The sequence below is a fragment of the Sphingobacterium sp. PCS056 genome (assembly GCF_023273895.1).
Lineage (GTDB): Bacteria > Bacteroidota > Bacteroidia > Sphingobacteriales > Sphingobacteriaceae > Sphingobacterium.
The window spans coordinates 3,336,915-3,359,456 of sequence record NZ_CP096883.1 but is presented as its reverse complement, the minus strand read 5'-3'; the positions used below and the strand labels follow the sequence as shown (position 1 = coordinate 3,359,456).

Genomic DNA, 22,542 nt, shown 5'->3' with positions numbered 1-22,542 from the left:
AAAACTCACATCGTTTGACGTGACTTTTTGATTTTTTAGGCAACACGTACGTATTGTTTATACAGATTTCACATCCACCTATTAACTGTTTTTTAAATAATCTCTTAACACATATTGTAAAATGCCATTATTTTTATAATATTCGATTTCTATAGCAGAATCCATCCGAGCCTGAACTTTAAATTCCGTTATTTTTCCAGTTGGATGAGTTGCTTTTACATCCAACAATTTGTGCGGAGTCAACTGATCAGCAAGTCCAATAATATCAAAAATTTCAGTTCCGTCTAGTTCTAAAATTTCGGCATTTTGTCCATTGGTAAATACTAATGGAGCTACCCCCATACCGACCAAGTTGCTGCGATGGATCCGTTCAAAACTTTCTGCGATGACTGCTTTGATACCTAATAAATAAGCGCCTTTGGCAGCCCAATCGCGTGACGAACCTGATCCATATTCTTTCCCGGCCAATACAATAAGGGCAGTATCTGTCTTTTTATATTCCATAGCAGTTTCATACACTGTTTTCAACTCTCCGGTTGGAAAGTACACGCTGAAACCACCTTCTTTCTGTACGATCTTATTTTTAATACGTACATTGGCAAAAGTACCTCGCATCATGACCTCATGATTTCCACGACGAGAACCATAAGAATTAAAATCAGCGGTTTCTACTCCATGAGCAGATAAGTATTGTCCAGCTGCACTATTTTCACGAAAGGAACCTGCAGGTGATATATGATCCGTCGTGACTGAATCACCCAAGTATAATAATACACGAGCATGGGTAATATCCGTCACGGGATTTGGAGTGGCCTCCAGATTTTCAAAAAATGGAGCTTCTTTGATATAAGTGGACTCTTTATTCCATTCAAAGCGCTCATCTAAGCTTACCTCTAGATTTTGCCAATCTGTTGAACCGTCAAATATAACATCATAAACTTCCTGAAAATCTCCCTGTTTAACACAGTCGTTTACTGTTTTTACTATTTCTTCGCGGCTCGGCCAGATATCTTTCAAATAAACGGGACGACCATTCGGGTCATACGACAGTGGATCGTTTATCAGATCGACATCTACCCGACCTACCAACGCATAAGCCACGACAAGCATGGGAGACATTAGAAAATTCATTTTCACCTGTGGGTGCACTCTTGCTTCGAAATTCCTATTCCCCGATAATACCGATGCCACTACTAGATCTCCTTTGTCTACAGCTTCGGCAATATGTGGCGGTAAAGGCCCCGAATTACCAATACAAGAGGTGCACCCATATCCTACAGTGTGAAAACGTAATGCTTCCAGGTCCGTATTTAATCCTGATCGGTTCAGATATTGGGTAACAACTTTAGAACCGGGTGCTAAAGAAGTTTTGACCCATGATTTTGTTCTCAAGCCCTTTTCTATAGCGTTGCGTGCCAATAATCCCGCACCAATCATGACCGCAGGGTTAGACGTATTGGTACAGCTCGTGATCGCTGCTATCACAATGCTTCCATCGCTTAATACAAATTCTTGATTTTTATATTTGATGCGTACGGACTGTATCGCATCTTTCACGACTTCTAATTCTGATTCACTGTTCTTGGGAACTTTACCAAAAGTAAATTCGGTCCCTGACCCTCCATCTGCAAGCCAAGCCGATTCTTTTCTTTCATTCGGCAAGCTATAATTACGTTGATATTCTTGCTGCAGCAAACTTGAAAATTGATGGCCTAAATCTTTTGCCAAAACTTTGTCCTGCGGACGTTTTGGCCCAGAAACAGTTGGTTCTAAAGTGGATAGATCAAACTCTACTATAGAAGAAAAATTAATTTCTTCATGACCTGTTCTCCATAGTAGATTTTCTTTGCAATACGTTTCCACAATCTTAATTTGTTCAGGTGTCCGATTGGTTGTATACATATACTCCAGAGTACGATCGTCAATTGGGAAATAAGTAATCGTACAGCCAAATTCTGGCGACATATTGGCAATAGTTGCTCGATCTGTAACCGTCAAGTGATCCAATCCATCTCCAAAAAGTTCAACAAACTTTCCGACAACACCTTTATCTCGAAGCACCTTCGTAATGGACAAGACCATATCAGTGGCTGTACAAATCTCAGGTATTTTCCCCGTCAATTTTAAACCAATCACTTCAGGACAGGTAAAGAAGATCGGTTGCCCCAACATAGCGGCTTCGGCCTCGATACCTCCTGCGCCCCAACCCACTACCCCCATACCGTTGACCATGGGCGTATGCGAATCGGTACCCACCAAAGTATCGGGAAATAACCAGCCTTCACGTTCTATAATACCTTTAGCTAAATATTCCAGATTTACTTGGTGACAAATTCCCATTCCTGGAGGGACTACCGTAAAGTTTTTCAAACCATGCTGTGCCCATTTGAGTAATTCGTAACGCTCCTTATTACGTTGATACTCTAGTTCTACATTTTTGTCGTAAGCATAATCCGTTCCATAATAATCCACCTGCACTGAATGGTCTATCACTAAATCTACTGGAATTGCAGGATTGATCTTTTGACCATCTTTTCCATGACGAACATATTCTGCACGAAGGGACGCCATATCAACGACAGCAGGTACTCCTGTGAAATCTTGCATCAAGATCCGTGCGGGTTTAAAAGGAATATCTTTGTCAACTGGCTCTGGAGTCCAATTTATGAGTGTATCAATATGCTCATCGGTAATGCTGAAACCATCATAATTACGCAATACGTTTTCAAGCAAAATACGGATACTGAATGGTAGATGGGACACTGAACCTTGCGGAAGATCTTTTAGCGAACAATAGTTATAACTTTTTTCGTTTATAACTATTGTTTTTTGTGATTTAGCGTTATTTATGCTCATATGTACAAGTTTTGTTAACATTTAAATATACTTAATTAACGATCTAGATGCAAAACAAATAGCACGGCGCAATTGTTCCAGTTTTTGATTATAATATTTAAAAAAGAGAATCTCTATTTTTGGTTTAACCAGTTATTTGTATATCGTATACTTTCTATTACACTGATGATCAACATATTTCATTCGGATCATTCTTTCCAACATAGTCACTGGTAGGTCTATTCTCTAATGATCCTGATTCCCTAAAATATCTCATCTTCTACCTCATACCAAATCCCATCTTTAAGATCCAATTGGTCCTATACAGTACTTATATATAATACCGCTTAAATTATCTTCATTTAAAAATTTCCTTTTTAATACTGATCGCATAGGCCATTGGAATTTTATTGTTCAAATGCTTGATTTTATATTTTTATGTGTCAACGCAATCATATTTTTAAAAATAGGATATGGAGAGTAAGAGCCTTCGCCATTCACGTGAATAATCAGTACACTTACCGTTCAAATAGTATGATATACCGAATAGCGCTAACTAAAAAAACAACAAATATTGATATTAGTAAACTCGTATGTGAAATAATGTTGATATTGAGCACTATTAAATTTTTACATGTAGCCGTTTAATACACTATAAGTTTATAATCAAAGCATATAGCCATTATTGTACATCCATTTTTATTTAAAATATCAGTCCATGAAATTAATCATCACCTTTATATTGACGATCACTTTTTCCGTATCGTTGGTCTATTCTCAGATTTCTGAAAGAAAGTTTGTATCCATCAATAATAAAAAAATAGCTTACAAAACATTTGGAATTGAAAATAGAAAAATAAATGAACCCATTGTCGTGTTTGAAAGCGGCCTTGGTTCTGGTGGCGGCAGTTTCGGGAGTTTATTTCCTTTTATTGAACATGGTTTTGCAGGTATTGTGTACGATAGAAACGGAATTGGAGAGTCTGAGATCGATAGTTTAGTCAGTACAGATATTGAAGTTGTAAAAAGGCTTCACGATTTATTATCGACCTTAACTATAAGTCCTCCATACTTACTCGTTGGACATTCTATTGGGGGACCGTTTATCCGCTTGTATGCATCACAATATCCCCACGAGGTTTGTGGTTTATTTTTCATTGACCCGACAGACTTTATGCTAACAAAAGAAGAGGATGATCAGGTAAAGTCCAGCACTGCAAGCAAAACAGGATACCGAGAGTTATTGACCATTAATTTCAAGAACATCTTAAAAGACCCTTCAACGACAAAAGGTTTTCGATATGAAGTACAGCGAGAGCTCCAAGAGAGTACGCCAGATTTTTTTAAAAACTACGCATCCTTACCCCCTCTTATCGATATTCCGGTAACGGTAATGATTTCCTATCATAAGCATATAGAGCAATATGAAACAACAATGAACGAAAACCTTAAATTAGGAATTAACCTTATCCCTTGGTGGAAAGAATTGGATGATTTGAGAATAAAACACTATGCAGAAATGATCAAAAACAATCGTTCTAGTAAGTTGGTTTTACTGCCGCGATACAGCCATGGAATTCACCATCAGGATCCTAAATTAGTAGCTCAAGAGTTATTAAATGCTTATGAGACATGTGTGCGTTCGAACAAGTAAAGTGTAGCTACTATTTCTTTCTCAAATCGGTCTATGACTAGACTAGCCGGGATCAATTTGAAGATAACGGAGGAATTGAATTGCTTTGCATCAAACCATTTAACTAGAGCCCATGTATGCATGGCTCTAGTTTATTTATGCTGTTTTAAGTATTATAATTGATCGATTTGTTGATCAACCAAATACAATAGTGAGGCAATAGCTGCTACGCCAGATTGTAACTCGCGCTTATCTACCGCTTCAAAAACATCTTTTGCGGTATGGTGCAGATCAAAATAACGGTGTGGGTCTGGTCTAAAATTGAACATCACGGTATTCGGAAAATGCTTGCCCCAGACTCCAGAATCTACTCCTGGACTTCCTTGTAGAAATCGTGAGACCCAGAACTTCTGCTCGAACAAGGGCTTCCAGTGTTGCTGTATCCAAGCAACTCGATCGGCTGAGGCTTTGATATCAAAACCTCGAGGTGCGAATCCTCCGGCATCACTTTCAATCGCGGCAATAATCTGTTCTTGTTTATCTTTTGCGATCTGCCCATAAGCTGCTGCACCATGAACACCATTTTCTTCGTTCATATAAAAGACCAAGCGGATGGTGTGCTTTGGTTGATATCCAAGTGCCATCAGCGTACGAATAGCATCTAAAGTCCCCATAGTTCCGGTACCATTATCATGAGCTCCTTCGCCTACATCCCAAGAATCGATGTGTCCACCAATCGTGATGATCTTATCTGGAGATTGCTGCCCTTTCCATTCTGCAATGACATTATGCGTATGTACTTGTCCTTTCCATGCTGCATGCTGCTCTAAGTAAACTTTTGTATGTGGATTTGCTTTCAACGCATCACTCAGCTTAATAGCTGATGTTGCTGATATCGCCATCGCGGGTATACTATCAATACCTTTTACATAACCTGTGCCTCCTGTATGTGGATAATCATCGGTCTTAGAGGAAGACAGTGAGCGAAATAGATACGCTACTGCACCCAACTTAGCCGCTTCTGCTGGACCACGGCTTCTTTGACTTGAATTGAGACCATATGCTACACCTGTCTCTACGATGGACTCATCCCAGGGTTTGTTGATGAAAACAATTTTCCCACGTACCTGATCTCCATATTTCTTTAAATCACTTAACAGTTCTACTTCAATCACCTCTGCGACCAAGCCTTTAGCTGGGGTGGAAACAGACCCTCCTAAAGCCAATACACTCAAAGGTTCGTTAGAACCAACAAGGTAAGCTTTTTCTTGAGGTCCCCGATCCCAATATGGAACTTTCACATCTTGAAGATACACGCGGTCAAAAGGAAGCTTTTCCATAATGCTTTTCGACCAAGCTACTGCCTTGTCCGCCCGTGGTGATCCTGCTATACGATGACCGATTTGTTTTGTCAAATGGTGTAGATTGTCATAGGCCTGCCCATTATAAAAAGATTCATGATAGATCTTATCCAACATAATGGAGTCCTGCTGTGCAAAAGCTCCCTGCGTAAAAGTGGATATAGAAAGTAAGGTGAGTAAAATGGTTCGTTTCATTCGTTTAGTTGTGTTCTTTGGAGTAAACATAAGTATTTTTTTTAGGAAGTGGAACGGCTAAGCTAATTCGATTTTAATTTGAAGGGAAATATATAATTGATCAGAATAGGTTCAATCACGGTTGTGTACGGGATCATTTCAATGTTTATCAATGGTAAATTTCCTGCCATCTATTTTTTCTAAAAAAACACTAACATTTATAGTTTCAACAAACTAATAAAATTAGTATTTTTGATTCATTATTTTGGGACATGATGAATCGCATTATTACCCCTTGAATTGATAAACATAAGATACGATGATGACTTTATTTGATGATACGGAAATATTTGCTACGGGAAATGCGGGGAAAGTCCGATTTGATCTCCCGGATACCGATCTGATGCTGATCGATTCTTTCTTTACAAAAGAAGAATCTGATTATTATTATAATACGCTATTGAGGGATACAACATGGCGTGAATATGAGATGGAAATATTTGACAAAACGGTGAAAGCACCACGTATGATTGCGTGGTATGAAAATAAAAATAATAGTGGTGCTAATCTAAATGGTCCTGATTGGACTCCTGAACTATTGGCCATCCGGAAACGTGTGGAAAAAGAAACTGGATTAAGCTTTAATGCGGTCTTACTTAATCTGTATCGGGACGGAAAAGATGGTGTAGCATGGCACAGTGATCATATTGATCAGTCAGGACCCAATCCTGTAATCGCTTCGGTCAGTTTTGGAGAAACTCGTCTATTTCGCCTTCGCCATCGATTTTTGAAGGCCGTAAAACAAGTGGAAATCCCCTTGCACCATGGATCTTTTCTCCTGATGGCAGGAACAACTAATAGTTGCTGGCAACACCAAGTACCTAAAACCGCTAAAAATATTTTACCTCGGATAAACCTTACTTTCAGAAACGTCAACCGTATTGAAGGTCACTAATTGAAAACAATTGGATCGTATCATCGAGCAAAAAAGTTAACAAATAAGACTTACCAGATTTATTGATACCAACCATCCGGTAAGTCTTATTTTATCAGCTTTAGATGCTTATTAGAAATGAGTGGTAACAGTATGCTATTGCTCCCAAACTAAAGCGCTTGCACCTAAAATAGCTGCATCAGCCTCTGGTAGCTCACTAAAAACTAATCTTACCTTGTCCCTGAATATGGGTAAAAGATTTCTTTCCATATGAAGTTTAGCGGGTTTTAAAATAAAATCTCCTGCCTTGATTACTCCTCCAAATAGCAAAATCGCTTCTGGTGATGAAAACATTACAAAATTTGCTAATGCTTCCCCCAGTTTTTGCCCTGTGTATCTAAAAACTTCAATCGCAATCGGATCACCTTTTATAGCACATTCATAAACTGTTTTGGAATTGATAGCCTCTTCAGGATATTGATTTAACATCGAGCTCGGAAATTCAGCACGCATTTTCTTTGCTGTAATTGCAATACCTGTTGCTGAAGCATAAGCTTCTAAACTTCCTTCTGAACCTGTGCTCCAGTGTTTTCTGCCTCCGGGTTTTACGATGGAATGCCCTAATTCTCCCGCAAAGCCATCGTGTCCATAGATAACATTTCCATTGGCAACAATTCCGCTCCCTACACCAGTACCTAAAGTAATCATGATGAAATCTTTCATACCACGAGCTGCTCCGAAAAGCATTTCTCCAAGGGCTGCCGCATTTGCATCATTGGTAATGGTACAGTCCATGTTAAATTTATCTTGCATCATTTCGGCAAAAGGTATCACCCCTTTCCAAGGCAAATTGGGAGCTTGTTCAACAGTGCCGGTATAATAATTACCATTAGGTACTCCTACTCCAATACCATCAAAATTTTTATCTGCTCCATATTTCTCGATTAAAGGAGAGATTTGAAGATATAATGCATCGATAAAATCTTCTACTTTTTCATATTCATCTGTTTTTAAGGATCCTTTTTCAAGAACTTCCCCACGATGATTTACCACTCCAAATTTAGTGTTGGTTCCGCCGATATCTATTCCAAGAGCGACTCGTGCTGACAAGTTTGTTAACGCCATTTCTTAATTTAATATACTAAATCGCTAAAACTATAAAAAAAAATGTATAAATGCGCTATTTAAAAAATACTAATTGAAGGATGACTGTTGTAGATCAAAGAATAAAAACTCATTTATGAAATCATTTTTTACATGAATGAAGAGATTAATTTTCATATCGTGATTCTTTTATTCATGCATGGGGGTACAAATTTCAATCAAGAAACCATCCAGATCTCGTACATAAGAAACTGTTTGTCCCCATGGCTTAATGGTGGGTTGCTCAACAATAACGCCATTAAACTCCCATACTTTGTCCACTAGATCTTCCACATTATCGGTTACGATACCTAATTCTATCCCGAAGGGTTTGTCTAAACGCGAACTTGCTGTATATCCTGCCGTCAAATTTGTATTAGCAAGTTTATGTGATGCAAATGAAATCGTAGTTTCCCCTGTAATGAGTTCACCATAATCATTTTCTGGGGTAATAAATTTTCTAACAAAGCCAAATACTTGTTCATAAAATTGAATTGATCGTGTCACATCGGACACATATAGAATGGTGTACTTAAATTTAATCATACTTTTGTTACTAAAATTTTGTCTATGGTCTAGGTGACATTCTTTGAGCATATGATCTCAAAATGTGATGCCTTGTTTATGTTTAATAAAGATATTTCTGTTGGGCACAAAAATAAGTAGGGTGTTGACAACTGTATGTCAGTAATTGCTTTTATAGCTAAAAAAAACATAAAAAAAACCCTATCTATCTCGATAGGGCATTCTCTTACGATCGATGATAACTTATTTAACTTCTTTATCATCAAGCGCTACGGCTGCTGCACCTAATACCGCAACACCGCCAAGCAATAGTGCATTTTCACCTTTTATTTTTCGATAAGCCATCATGTCTCCTTTCTCGGTATAATATTCGAACACATTATTTAAAGACATAGCTCCTGTTTGAAACAATGTTTGGGCATAAAATTTTTGTTCTGTCGTCTTTAAGATCATTTCATTATTGTTCAAAATGGAATAACTCAAAAAGCTTCTTAATATATACGGAGAGTTATCTTCATTAAATTTAGCTTCTTTCACCTGATATTGATTTCCATTCATCCCATACCGGGTTGCCTTTTGTTTTTTAGCTATTGTAACGAATTCTTTAATATCCTTTCGCAAATCAAAATAACTTCCGTCAACATAAGCATGTGGAGGTATCAATAATACATCTTTAGGGAGTGTTGCTGTTCCCTTAAAATATCCATACGTATAATCATCATTAAAAGTACTCATCTGATTCACTTGTCCTTTCATATTGATACGACCATCAGCATAGCTATTTGCTTTACCATTAATCACCAAAGCTGAGTTTTTTAAATCCCAAACGATCGGATTATTTGATTTATTTTCTACTTTAACGTAAATCTCGCCGTTTTTACCTGCAAAAGAGTAATGAACAGCTATTGTATCATTTGAATATAGAAAGGTGCTACGATCTTGATCTTTTTTACTATTGACACTATTAACAGTCATTAAGTAGTTAGAAGAACAGGCTGACAAAAAGAGTGCGGCACATACGGGAATAAAAGTTTTATAAATCTTCATCTTCAATAAATGGTTAATTTTTAGCGGATATTCATTAATATAGTCCCTTGATAGGTTCTATTTATTGTTTTCTAATATATCACTAATATTTAAAATAAGCAATTGTGGAAGGGTCTATTCTTAGATAAAATTGCTTATGATAATCAATGTCCTGAATATATCAACTTGCTGGTATCAGCATCGGGTATACAAGCTAATTTTATAAAAAACACCCTTAATATTTGGGAAAGTATAAAAGTTATCCATTTTACGGTGTACCAGCTCGGAGATGGGCGATTATATTGATTGGACAATCGTATTCGATTAGCGGAAATTATTACTTAATAATTTGGTAGTATAAACAGCTTAAAAAATTGCGGTTAATCCTGTTATTTATCTAGATATTACAGATCCATTCTTTTCTAACTCAAGAAACGCATGAGGTAAAAAAGATATGATGTCAGATGGCAAGAGGCTATACTTTCCAATAGATGGCACTGCTATATCTGCTGCTCTACCATGTATGTAGACGCCCAATATTAATGCCTGCTGTGGTGGATAGCCTTGACCTAGCAATGCGGTTAATATACCCGTTAAAACATCACCGCTTCCGCCGGTTGCCATACCCACATTCCCTGTACTATTAAAAAAAATCGTTCCATCTGCCATGACCATAGCGCTATTTGCACCTTTGACCAAAATATGCAATTGATACTGATGTGCAAATTTTTTCACTTTTTTTAATTTATCCCAATCATCAGCCCAAGTCCCAATGATCCTGCTCAATTCTTTTGGATGTGGGGTCAAAATACTATTTGGCGGTATGGCACTCCACCATTCAGAATTGATTGCTAATATATTCAAGGCATCAGCATCTACTACTATAGGTTGATCACTGATGCTTTTTAAAAATTTTGAAAATGCCTTAACCGTTTCTACTGCAGTCCCCAAACCTACTCCAACTCCTATTGCTTGATAAGACGATAGTTGGGGTATATTGGTGATGTAGCTACTGTGATCGTCCAACAACAACATCGCTTCGGGGACAGCCGTTTGTATGATGGTATTCCCGTTTGATGGTATATAAGCTGTGGCCAAACCACAGCCGCTACGCAATGCGGCCTTTAAAGCAAACTGAACCGCTCCCATCTTCCCTTTGCTACCGCCTATGATCAGGATATGCCCAAAATTGCCTTTATGCTCGAACCTTTTTCTTTTTTTGTAGGATGACCAGATGATATCTTCTGTGACATAGTTCATATTCGAGTCTGTAAGCTCAATAGCATGTGTACTCAATTGAATATCCAGCACTTGAAAGTCATCATAAAAACATTGATTTTGTGGCATTAACAAACTGAGTTTTGGAACCTGAAAAGTATACACTAAATCTGCGTGAATAACTGGAGCTTTAAGGGAGGTAGGATGATCAGCCACTAAACCAGAAGGCATATCAATGGCATACACCACGACATCAGCTTGATTGATCTGGTTGCAGATATGGTTCCATTTTTCATTTAATTCTTCACGCAAACCAGACCCAAAAAGACAATCTAAAACAATGGTATCTTTAGGAAAAGCTAAATCATCTGTTTCAGAAAAAAATTGAATTCTTTTATCGGAAATCTTTTTTTGATTGATCAGATTATTACTGGAATAATCTGCTGACTTTACTAAATAAATGTTGACCTCTGCTAAATTATCATCCAAGATGCGTGCTAACACAAGTCCATCGCCGCCATTATTTCCTTTACCACAGATAATAGTAAAATGTTGATTGGCCATGTTCTGGTACCGTTTCTTTAATTCTAAAAAAACAGCGTGAGCTGCACGATCCATTAAATCTGAACTCGCTATATGCTGTTCCTCACAAGTTATAGCATCAATTTGAGCAATTTGCGCCGCAGAAAGAATTTTCATATTATTCTAAATATGAACTAAATATAGGTGTAAAAATGATCAAATCTAAAGATCAATTTTTTAAAATATCCTTATTTGATATCCAGCTTATTAAATTCTAATTCCAAATTGATCAATTCTGGTAATGCTTTAAAAGAGAAATAGGTAACACTTACCCATTCTCTTCTTTGCAAAAACAAACTATACACGCGTATACTATTGTGGATATGAAGTTTATACATGTCGATCCACTTGTCTTCACGATTGACATTATAATTCTCAAACTTTTTCTCTACTTCTTTGGCGATAGTTGCAAATTGACTTTCATCCAACTTGAGATCCTTTCCTTGCGTGACTGCCAACAACTGGGGTTGTGTCTGTTTATAATATACTTTTACTTGTTTACAAATCTTCAATACATCTCTGTTCTTGGAGTTTTTCTCCAACATTTGTGTCATCAACAATCCTTCAGTGCGCATAAAGACAATATCTCGAAGCGCCGACTCTTCCTCTGAAATCCGTTGGACTTGATTTAAGCAAGGCTGCGAAAGTAATAATATGTAACAAAGTAATATATAAACTTGCATAATATGGAACGTCTTTGGATCGCATACAACTGTATATACTTTCAACAAACTACATGGAGCTATTGTTTACAGTTTATTATTTAATCACTACAAAGCAATTCTCTATACCCCCATCATCTAAAAAGTCAAGCTTAAATTAGTATATATTACGTGGCGTAGAGTGACTGCAGACAGATCGCTTATCTTAAAATATCGCTCCTAAGTAATTTGATAAAAACAAAAATTAAGAAGAACTAAAATAAATGCTATGGCAGCAATATCCAATATGGCTGCTATCAGGGATAAAAAAAGTGATACACATTAATCACCTTTGTGATCATACTTTAATATTATATGAAAAGATTAACACTAGCATGGATGATCGCATGCTTAACCAGCTGGTCAGCTTTAGCACAATCCAAAAAGGTTCTTCGTATTGATTACGGAATAAATACGGAGATCTCTGGAGATGACGGAATAAGTGATACGCAATTAAGAGCTTGGGTAAATCAGGATTTTATGCGCATATCCTATACGCACGATGAAAGCCACATCGAAATCACAGATAAAAAAAATTATAGATCATTTATATTAATTCCTCAAAACGAAGAATATTTAATTCTTAATGATGGAGATAAAAACGATTATACACAAATTGAGATTGAATATATAAAGGGCCAGGATAAGAAAATAGCCGGTTATACTTGCCAACTTGCCGTTTTAAATCTGGGTACTGATGAAGATACTAACGAAGAAATCAAATTGGAAGTTTACTATACCGAACAAATTCCTAATTTATTTTGGTCAGAGTTTAATTTTTTACATGTCTTACCTGGAGCACCATTATCCATAACCGTTTCTGGGAGTGGTTACGTTGCTACAAAAATTGAACATGAAGAATTACCTCAAGAACTCTTCGAAATTCCAGACCACTATACTCAAATGGAGGTCGATTCTGCAGAAGGATTTGGTGATACCCAGATAGCTGATGACCGCTTCGCCTTTACTGATGAAACAGGTGAGCGATATGGAGTACGTGATCTAAACGGAACAATTATTGTCCAACCAAAATATGCATTTGTAGCACCATATGTAGGTGATATATCGGTTGTAAATAATTCTTCAGACAAATTTGGTGCGATGAATTTAAGGGGGCAAGAGGTGATTCCTCTACAATATGATTTTTTAACCTATTCAGAAAAAGATCGTAAATTCCTTTATGGTCAACAGGATAAGTACGGTTTATTGGATGAAAATGGCAAAGTATTAATTAAGGCTAATTATGATATGATTAATTTCCCTGAACATGGTCTAATGCAGTTTACCAAAAATAATAAAAGTGGATATATTAATGAAAAAGAACAAGTAGTCGTCCCTGCGGTGCATGAATACATTATGGGACGTAATCAGCATTACTTTATTTCAACTCAAGGTCAATACTATGCATTATACAGCATTAAAGATAATAAGAAAATCGCAAACGGCTATGATTATATGGCTTTACCAGATGAAGGAACAACGTTCTTGGCTATGAAAAACGGAAAATATGGTTTTATTGACGATAAGGGTAAAACAACTATTCCTTTCAAATTTACAACTGCAATTGCCTTTTCAGATGGTGTGGCCATCGTGTCGGAAGATGAGGCTGGGGAAGACTTTTATTATATTAATACTAAAGGGGAAAAAATACCGGCTCTCGAGGCTGAATAATTTTAAATATTCACCTAATGATGTCCATAAAAATGAGCGGTCAATTTTATCTACAAATGACATCTGTCATGCTATTTTGAGCAATTAATCGATACATGTTTATAAAAAATGATATCTTAGTCTCTTACAGAAAGATCCACAATGAATGCAAATGAAGAAGAGCATAATCGGTTTTGGCCAACAATTTAAAGAAATTCTACTTATTCTGATGTTGTGTTTAATCGTGAATGGTGCTCTTGCTCAAGAAATATTAGATAAGCTGAAGCAACAATATGAAAATACTCCTGCTTCGAATACGGAACGATTATATATAGCTGGTAAATATGCAAGAGCCTTATTTTTTAATCAACAAGAAGATCTAGCTGCCGAAATACTGAAAGAAAATATTCAGATAGCAGTTCGCTATCAGGATGGTCAATATGCTGCGAATCTATATGCCATCGATGCAATGAACAATCGCATTGCCGAGCGCTTAAAGGAATCACAAAATAGTTTATCAAAAGCAAAGGAATTTGCTTACAAATCTAAGAATCAAGAAATCAAAGGCTATGTCTATTATTGTGAAGGCTGGCTATATGCGCGTAATAATAAAGAGGGTGAGGCTGTACGAAGTTTTTTACGTGCTATTAACTATTTTGACCAGTGCCATTCCTCTCCCACTCTAAGCTCGCGAAAATCATCCACTTACAAAGAGCTTACTTCAATATATGCGAATTGGAATGAATACCAATTGCAAGAAAAATATAGTTTACTTGCTTTAAATCTAGCCATTCAGCAAGATGATCCGATTGCTATATTTGATGCTTATATGCTTATGGGTTATATGTATGAGCAACGATATAGAGCGGATGAAACTAAGCAACAGTTGCGGGATCAAGCTGAAAAATACTATTTACAAGCGATCAATACCTATAGCCAAAACAAGAACAATATTCCATTCCCTTCAAACCTTTCTTTTGTTGCCAATAATTTGGCTCATCTTTATCTGACGTCTTATCCTGAAAGCTATCAAGATCAAGCGCTTCGATATGCTCAACTTGCTCAAAAGCAAGGTCTAAAGACGCAGCAGTACACCCACGTTGCCTCTGCCTATGGCATCATGGCAGAGATTGCCTTGAAAAATAAAAATTTTAAGGAAGCAAAGGCATATTTATTGTCGGCTCTTGTCGAGATCTCTAAAAGTAGTGTACCCGATCAAAATATCGTCTTGAGTATATATGAAAATCTTTCTGAAATCGCGGAATCAGACCAAAATTTGACTGAAGCTATTCGCTACCACAAAGCGTATATGGAGACATTTAAATCCATTTATAATCAAGAACAATTAGAACTAGGTAAGCGATTAGAGGCTCAGTTTGACAAAGAAAGACAGCAACAACAACTGATCACCATGCAGTTGGAGTCTGATAAGAAGGAACAACAAATTAATTTGATGCAGACCATCGGTCTACAGCAAAAGCAAGCATTTGAAAACTTAAAGCTGCATGAGGAAAATCAAAGAAAGGAACTGGAGCTAACACAGTTGGAATCCGAGAAAAGAACTCAAGAATTAAAATTGTCTCGTCTTGAAACTCAAAGTCGTGCTCATGATATCATAAGTTTTAAAAATGAAATCTCTTATAAAGAAAAGATAAATAAATATTATGTAGTTTTAATGCTAGTTTTCTTACTGCTTTTCTGTTTACTTCTCTATGCTTATAAACAGCGATCCAAGAGTATGCGCCAGCATAAGGAACTGTACAATTTTTCGTTAGACAAAGAACGTCAAAACTCTAAAATATCTAACTTGACGGCTATGCTGGAAGGCCAAGAACAAGAACGTGGACGTATAGCAAGAGATCTACATGATGGACTAGGTGGTTTATTATCCAGCACTAAAATAAACTTATCACAATTAACGGATAAGTTAGATTTAACCATGAAAGATGACATGCAAAAGTCCATACAACAATTGGATACTGCTGTGGAGGAACTCCGTCGTGTCGCTCACAATCTCATGCCTGATCTACTTTATAGATTTGGACTCCAGGAAGCACTGCAAGATTATGCAGCCCGTATGTCCAATGATTTTCTAGATATTGATGTACAATTTTTACACTATAAAAATCAGCTAACCAAAGAACAGCAGCTCTTGGTTTATCGTATTGTACAAGAACTGGTCAATAATTCAATAAAACATGCAGATCCAAAACAAATCATCATTCAGATTGTAGAAGAAGCTGATAGTTATTGCATCACTGTTGAAGATGATGGCCTTGGATTTGATATACAACAGATCAAAGGAAATCAATCAGCAGGACTTTATAATATTCAATCTCGGATCGATTTTCTAAAAGGAAGATTCAGTATTCAATCTGAAATAAATCTTGGAACGAGTGTTGAGGTTTTATTTCCAAAAAATAAAAATTAATGATTAAAATAGCGATTACAGATGATCATCCCCTACTCTTAGAGGGGCTTAAAAATATACTCTCCAAATCAGAACTTTTGGAGGTGGTGGGTTGTTTTCCAGATGCTAATACGATGCATATTGCATTAACTAAAACACCTGTAGATGTACTTTTATTAGACATCAATCTGCCTGACGCAAATAGTATAGAATTGATAGCACCTCTTCGAATAAAATATCCTAAAATGCACATTATAATTATCAGCGTTCACAATGAATATGCGGTGATCAATAGTGTGCTACAAGAAGGTGCTCATGGATATATTCAAAAAAATGCTTCTGTAGAAGAAATTATCAATGGGATAGAACAAATATTAAAAGGAAACAAATTTTTATGTTCACAAACTAAAATTATTGTAGAGAAGAAAACTAAAGATGAACTAAAAATAGTTCCAAAATTGACGCGTAGAGAAAAAGAAGTACTTTTGGAAGCAGCATCTGGACTAACTACTAGCCAAATCGGAGAAAAATTATTCATTAGTCCGCATACTGTCGAAAGTCACCGGAAAAATCTCATTGAAAAATTTGGCTCAAAAAATCTAAGCTCAGTTATCAAATTAGCCATTGAATATGGACTCATACGTCAATAATCTTAATCTCCTATAAAAACCACCATAATCAGGGATACTGAAAAGGTGTGTTAAACACTATTTTTACTAATTAATATATTATATGAAATTATATACCAAAGTGTCGGATGCTATTTTATTGAAGAATTACATCTGGTTAAATCCTAAAAATAATTAAAAATGATCAAACTCAAATCGTTCTCACTACTATTTATCTTAATCTGTTGCTGCAGCTTACTCACGAGTTGCTTTGATTTTATTGAAGATATTAACCTGAATGCTAATGGATCAGGAAACATAAAGGCTACTCTTAATCTCAGCAAAAGCAGTACTAAAGTAGCGTCATTAATGAAACTAAAAAGTGTTAATGGTATTCAAATACCTACAAAGGACAAGATAAAGAGTGAAACTGAAGATATGATTCGTATATTAAAAAATACAGCAGGTATTAGTCAGGTACAATATAGTTTGGATTTTAATAATTATATCGCAACTGTGTCTTGCCATTTTGCATCAGTATCGGCATTAAATAACTTTAGTAAAGCACTTAGTACTCACTTTAAGAGTGCTTTGGGTAACAATAATAGCTATGCTTATAATGCTCATACAGGTACTTTCACCAGAACATATACACACTCTCCGGTTTTAAGTAAAGAATATGCACGTATATCTGAAACTGATCGAAAATATTTCAATGATGCTTATTATACCCAAATCGTACGATTTGATAAAACGGTCAAATCACAACAACATGCTTCGGCAAAAATATCAAGTTCTGCAAAAGCAGTCTTACTGAAACTAAAAGCAACTGATCTTGCTAGTGGAAAGGCGTCCCTAGCAAATACAATAACCTTAAATAATAAATAAATACATGAATTTTAAATACTTACCCTTGTTAGCATTCGCTGCTTTTTCAAGCATGCAAGCTACAGCTCAAGAGTTGACGAGCAAAATACCGTCTCAAGCTGACTTTGTTGTTGCCATTAATAATAAAGCTATTGTAGAACAGAGTTCTATGGAATTACTGAATGAGACCTTAACGAAATTAGGAGCTTTTGAAAAGTCAACAAATAACTTGGATTTTTCTATTAAAAGCTTGGAAGAATTAGATTTCGATTTAGATAAACAAGCATTTGTTTATCGGACCAATACGGATAGCTTATACTACATTGGTGTTTTAATTCCCTTGAAAGCAAACCACAAAGTCAAAGAGCGTATGTTTTCACAATTTGATTTGCTTCCCATGTATAATGGCTATGAAAGAAGGGTTTCAAAAGACGGAAAGACACAGGTCGCATGGAATCAAGAAACCTTATTTGTTTTGACAGGTGATCTACATCGCAATTACTTTCAAATGAAAGAGGTGGCCGATCGCTATGGCTTAGATCTTGGTCTATATGGTGGCAGTAGTGATACTTGGCTATATGATGACACATTAAGTGCCGCAGATACTGCTGTAGCAGTTGAAGCTATTGCTACTGAAGAGGTATTACCTGATACCGTAAATATCTTAGAGGAAATTAGTGAAGCTACCGCTGAAGCTGAAATAGCTTATGCTGATACATCTGCTGTCATATCTGTTGAAGATTGGAATGATGATATTGATACGGTTGAAATGGATAGTTACGATGTTGAATCTGATTCATTATACCTTCTCAGCCAAATCAGAGAAGCTAAGAATGATTCTCTTAAAAATAAACTATTTGGCACTTGGCTTACTAATGATTTTAACCATTATTTAGATCCTAAAAATAATCTGGGACAACATAAAGCAGTCAAGATCGCTGATCAAAAACATCTACTAAGGATATGGATACCAAATCTGGATAAATTATATCAGGATGCCTTGCCTTACGACGTCTTAAAAATGGCTTACGGTGTTGATTTGAAAAATTTCAAATACGGCTATGAAGATGCTACATTTGATTTGATACAAGATCAACATACGCTAAAATTGACTGGAACAGTAGGTGTAGATGCAGAAATGGCTAAAATTTTCAAAACGCTCTATAATAATAAAATTAATAAAAAATTCAGTCAATATATTCCTGAAAATCACTTAGCATATGCCTCTATGAATATCAGTACAGAGGGTTATCTAAAGCAATTACCAGCATTAATATCTCGTTGGTACGCACCGTTGGCAGGAGAATATGCTGATGTGGTAACTATAGCTGCGACCGCTTTAGAAATCGGATTAGATGAAAAATCTATCGGTAAAGTAATGAAGGGTGATCATGCTTTCTTTCTAAACGATCTACAGAAAGTAACAAAAGATTATGTTACCTATGAATATGATGATGATTATAATTATAAAGAAATAACAAAAACAAAAGATGAATATGTGCCTAATTTCCTTTGGATGTTTACTTCTCAGGATCAACGGTTATATAAAAAAATCCTTGAATTTGCAGTAAAGAAACAAGAGGTAAGTTTGGAAAATGGTATTTATAAAATTTCTGAACAGAAAAAATTAGAACCAATCTATATTCTTTTTAAGCATGATATTGTATTTGTAGGAAGTGATTTGGAACAGTTAACTTCCATTGAACAAAATCGTTTTAAAACAAGTAGAAATATGAAAGTAAAAAAAGACATGTCTACTAATCCTTTTAATATGGTTGTTCATACCAATGCCATACCTGAAGTTGTCAATAAACTCGAAATTCCTGTTACCGCATCTCTGGAACAAACATTAAAAGATCTTTCTGCTTATGGAGATGTTCAAATTAAATCAAATCTTCATAAAAATCGCTTTTCGGGAGAATTTTCTGTGGAGTTACCAAAACAAGATAAAAATGCACTTCAATATATATTGAAGCATGTTATGAAAAATTTAGATCATAATATCAAAAACTAATTATAGATGAAAAGAATTGCAATAATCATCAGCTCCTTATTGTTTTTAATATGTGCACTTGGGTGGACAGTCTATATGGTTCGAAAAAACAACATTGAGAAGCAATATGTAAGTAAAGAAAGTGCTTCTGTCTTATCTATCGCAGTTGATGATTTGTTATTGGATAATATCTCCTCCCTGCTTTCAAAGGGTGATCAATCTCCTGATGTAAAGAGTAAGGAAACATGGATAAAAAGCCTTATTTTGGATGCTGGAATTTCAATTCCAGCCCGAATTTTTTTATTCAATACTGCCGCTCATAAAAATCAATTTTACGGTATTTTGGCTATAAAGAACTATGAAGATTGCTTTTCTTTTTTCGCCAACCATTATCCCAAAGGAATAAAATTCATAAATAAAGAAAAGGGTATAGTCAGTGTTATAATAGGAAAATATATCCAAATACTATTTGATAGAAATCATTTTATCTACAAGATAGCTTTAGATAACAGTTCAGAAAATGCAGATCTAGAATCTTTATTACAGCGTAGTCATACATGGACACAGATCGGTGATTTGAAAGGATTTGAGCACGTACTGTCAAAAAAGCATATTAACTATGTACAGAAAGACAAAAGCTTAAAAATTGAAGCATCAATTGGAAAAAATAAAACAGAAATTGATGGTGAATGGTTACTATCTCATGATATAGATCAGGAATTGCAAATCAGAGCTATGGACACCACAGATCAGACGCTTGCTTTCTGGAGTCTGGTTCATCTGAAGGATATTCCTATACTTGCGCATGTAATGAACAAGTATACTGGACTTAATGAAGCAGAGTTAGCTGATAATTATTCTAATTACTTTGATTTACAAGTAAAAGCTAATCCTATCACTCAAAGGGATACTTCAATTACTTACGAATACGATGAGGATTTTAATGCTGTTGAAGCAAAAAAGATCCAAGAGCTGCGTGTACCTCATATCATACAGGCTTGGAAATATAACAAATCGCTGGAAGAATCACTTCCGAATAATATGTTTTATCAATTCCATAAAATGAAAGCCGGCCAATATTTGTTACAGACAACTTCTGATAATTTGATCAATCAGATTGAGAGCAGCCCCACATTATATCCTTTTTATTGTTTTATAGATTTTGAGACATGGCCAGAAGAATGGACGTTATCTATATTTAAAAATTTGAAAGATAATAAAGTTCAGGCGACAATAATGACTACGCTACAGGATCAAAAGAAATTGTCCATAAAGGGACAAATCAATTATTAGTATAACGGAACCGAATTAATATTTTGAAGATGATACAGTGTAGAAATATACTGTATCATTTTTTTTAGAAAAAAATCTACTTTTAAATCAAAACGATAGGAAGATCTTTTTTTTACAATTATATTAAGCTCTGGTAAAGTCTATTTATATTTGTATCATTACAATTATAAAATTAGCATCTGTTTCTATCATGAATCCTCAAGTAGATGAATATTTAAATAATAGCAAGACATGGCAAGAAGAAATGAAACTTTTGCGTAGAATTGTACTTGACTGTCAACTCATGGAAACGTTTAAGTGGAAAACACCTTGCTATACATACAACAATAAAAATGTTGTTCTGATCAATCGTTTTAAATCCTATTGCGAACTTGGCTTTTTTAAAGGTGCGCTATTAAGTGATACGTACTCACTGCTGATGCAACATGGTGAGAACTCTCAATCTTCAAGAAGTATAAAGTTTACAAATGTTGCAGATATATTGGAGAAAGAGCCTCAAATTAAAGCATATATTTTTGAAGCTATAGAAGTTGAAAAAAGTGGATTGAAAGTTGTATTAAAAGAGACTTCCGATTTTTTAGTTCCTTTAGAATTTGAACAAAAATTAAAAGCAGATCCCATATTGACAGCTGCCTTTCAGGCCTTAACTCCAGGCAGACAACGAGCATATTTACTTCATTTCGCAGCGCCTAAACAATCTAAGACTATCCAAGCACGTATTGAAAAATATATTCCACGCATCTTGAAGGGAAAAGGCTTAAATGATTGTATCTGTGGTTTATCAAAACGCATGCCTTCCTGTGATGGCTCCCATCAGCTCTTACAGTCAACCTGTATCGAAAACTAATTTTTTCAAATAAAGTATAAATTAAATTTATTCCCTTGTTATATACTCAAATTGTCGATCCTAACTTACAAAAAATAGATCAATATGTCTTTCGGACTTGCGGTTTAGCAATAGCAAACTTAACACGAGAACTTGAAAGTCAAGAATATGCTGCTCAGAATTTTGAATTGATAAATCGAAAATTTAAATATAGGACAGCTAAAATAACACCGACAAAAACTGGGCAATTTGTTACCTTATGGCAGCGAACTACTTCTGGTATTATCGCTCCTTTCGAAATTAATGATCCTATAGACTTTTATATCATAGCTGTGCGAAAAGAACCAAATCTTGGAATCTTCATATTCCCAAAAGCTATTTTATTCCAAGAAGGGATACTTTCTGGAAATGGTAAAGAAGGCAAACGGGGGTTTCGAGTTTATCCAAACTGGGATGTCGTTGAAAATAAACAGGCGCAGAAAACCCAAGATTGGCAAAAATTATATTTTTTACACCTACCTGAACATCAACAAATCGATCTCACAAGAGCAAAACATTTATTACAGATTTAAGTTGAGTCTTTTTAACAAATGGGTATTTTGGATAATATATTTTGAACTTTAAATAAATTATGTGTAAATTGTTAATACCATTTGTAGACATAATCGAATCATTATGCATCCATTCCGAAACAAAAACAGAGAACACACTAGTATCTATGCATATAGATGTTCTCCAGAAGTATCCTCTCACCCCTTTGTAA

Annotated in this window: 17 protein-coding genes; 10 read left to right on the top strand and 7 right to left on the bottom strand. The window is 35.6% G+C overall.

Annotation, left to right across the window (positions count from 1 at the left end; genetic code table 11):
* Positions 1-81 precede the first annotated feature (81 nt).
* A complete protein-coding gene (gene acnA, locus MUB18_RS13915; protein WP_248753488.1) occupies positions 82-2,856 on the bottom strand; it encodes an aconitate hydratase AcnA in 2,775 nt (924 codons plus the stop codon).
* A 697-nt stretch (positions 2,857-3,553) separates the two neighbouring features.
* Between acnA and MUB18_RS13910 the strand changes: the two genes are divergently transcribed.
* Positions 3,554-4,489 (top strand): alpha/beta fold hydrolase, encoded by a 936-nt coding sequence (locus MUB18_RS13910; protein ID WP_248753487.1) that lies wholly within the window; start codon positions 3,554-3,556, stop codon positions 4,487-4,489.
* Positions 4,490-4,641: 152 nt separating this feature from the next.
* Here the strand turns inward: MUB18_RS13910 and MUB18_RS13905 are convergent, their stop codons facing one another.
* Positions 4,642-6,024: a M20/M25/M40 family metallo-hydrolase gene (locus tag MUB18_RS13905; RefSeq protein WP_248753486.1), complete on the bottom strand. Its 1,383-nt coding sequence runs from the start codon at positions 6,022-6,024 to the stop codon at positions 4,642-4,644.
* A gap of 298 nt (positions 6,025-6,322) precedes the next feature.
* Here MUB18_RS13905 and MUB18_RS13900 point away from each other — a divergent pair, with 298 nt between their 5' ends.
* Positions 6,323-6,958, top strand: a complete 636-nt coding sequence (locus MUB18_RS13900; RefSeq protein ID WP_211322301.1) for an alpha-ketoglutarate-dependent dioxygenase AlkB family protein — start codon at positions 6,323-6,325, stop codon at positions 6,956-6,958.
* Between the two features lie 135 nt (positions 6,959-7,093).
* On the opposite strand, the gene MUB18_RS13895 is transcribed toward MUB18_RS13900, so the two are convergent.
* The 5 genes from MUB18_RS13895 to MUB18_RS13875 form a co-directional block, all read right to left on the bottom strand.
* Complete coding sequence (locus MUB18_RS13895; RefSeq protein ID WP_094772669.1) at positions 7,094-8,062, bottom strand: ROK family protein; 969 nt, start codon at positions 8,060-8,062, stop codon at positions 7,094-7,096.
* Between the two features lie 168 nt (positions 8,063-8,230).
* A complete protein-coding gene (locus MUB18_RS13890) occupies positions 8,231-8,626 on the bottom strand; it encodes a VOC family protein (RefSeq protein ID WP_045754665.1) in 396 nt (131 codons plus the stop codon).
* A gap of 222 nt (positions 8,627-8,848) precedes the next feature.
* Positions 8,849-9,652, bottom strand: coding sequence for a hypothetical protein (locus MUB18_RS13885; RefSeq protein WP_094772671.1), 804 nt, complete (start codon positions 9,650-9,652; stop codon positions 8,849-8,851).
* A 372-nt stretch (positions 9,653-10,024) separates the two neighbouring features.
* Positions 10,025-11,548, bottom strand: a complete 1,524-nt coding sequence (locus MUB18_RS13880; protein WP_248753485.1) for an NAD(P)H-hydrate dehydratase — start codon at positions 11,546-11,548, stop codon at positions 10,025-10,027.
* A gap of 71 nt (positions 11,549-11,619) precedes the next feature.
* Complete coding sequence (locus MUB18_RS13875) at positions 11,620-12,114, bottom strand: hypothetical protein (RefSeq protein WP_248753484.1); 495 nt, start codon at positions 12,112-12,114, stop codon at positions 11,620-11,622.
* Positions 12,115-12,447: 333 nt separating this feature from the next.
* On the opposite strand from MUB18_RS13875, the gene MUB18_RS13870 reads away from it, so the two are divergent.
* The 8 genes from MUB18_RS13870 (at position 12,448) to MUB18_RS13835 (ending at position 22,351) form a co-directional block, all read left to right on the top strand.
* Positions 12,448-13,803 carry a WG repeat-containing protein gene (locus MUB18_RS13870; protein WP_248753483.1) on the top strand — a complete coding sequence of 452 codons (1,356 nt, stop codon included), beginning with the start codon at positions 12,448-12,450 and terminating at the stop codon, positions 13,801-13,803.
* A gap of 151 nt (positions 13,804-13,954) precedes the next feature.
* Complete coding sequence (locus MUB18_RS13865) at positions 13,955-16,213, top strand: sensor histidine kinase (protein WP_248753482.1); 2,259 nt, start codon at positions 13,955-13,957, stop codon at positions 16,211-16,213.
* Positions 16,213-16,842 carry a response regulator transcription factor gene (locus MUB18_RS13860; RefSeq protein ID WP_248753481.1) on the top strand — a complete coding sequence of 210 codons (630 nt, stop codon included), beginning with the start codon at positions 16,213-16,215 and terminating at the stop codon, positions 16,840-16,842. Before MUB18_RS13865 ends, MUB18_RS13860 begins: the two co-directional genes overlap by 1 nt.
* A 159-nt stretch (positions 16,843-17,001) precedes the next feature.
* Positions 17,002-17,688 (top strand): hypothetical protein, encoded by a 687-nt coding sequence (locus MUB18_RS13855; RefSeq protein WP_045754659.1) that lies wholly within the window; start codon positions 17,002-17,004, stop codon positions 17,686-17,688.
* A gap of 4 nt (positions 17,689-17,692) precedes the next feature.
* Complete coding sequence (locus MUB18_RS13850; protein ID WP_248753480.1) at positions 17,693-19,681, top strand: hypothetical protein; 1,989 nt, start codon at positions 17,693-17,695, stop codon at positions 19,679-19,681.
* Positions 19,682-19,687: 6 nt separating this feature from the next.
* The gene (locus MUB18_RS13845; RefSeq protein WP_248753479.1) at positions 19,688-20,953 is read left to right on the top strand and encodes a hypothetical protein; all 1,266 of its coding nucleotides are present in this window, start codon (positions 19,688-19,690) and stop codon (positions 20,951-20,953) included.
* A gap of 190 nt (positions 20,954-21,143) precedes the next feature.
* Complete coding sequence (locus MUB18_RS13840; RefSeq protein WP_248753478.1) at positions 21,144-21,800, top strand: DUF1801 domain-containing protein; 657 nt, start codon at positions 21,144-21,146, stop codon at positions 21,798-21,800.
* Positions 21,801-21,835: 35 nt separating this feature from the next.
* A complete protein-coding gene (locus tag MUB18_RS13835) occupies positions 21,836-22,351 on the top strand; it encodes a MepB family protein (RefSeq protein WP_248753477.1) in 516 nt (171 codons plus the stop codon).
* Positions 22,352-22,542 lie beyond the last annotated feature (191 nt).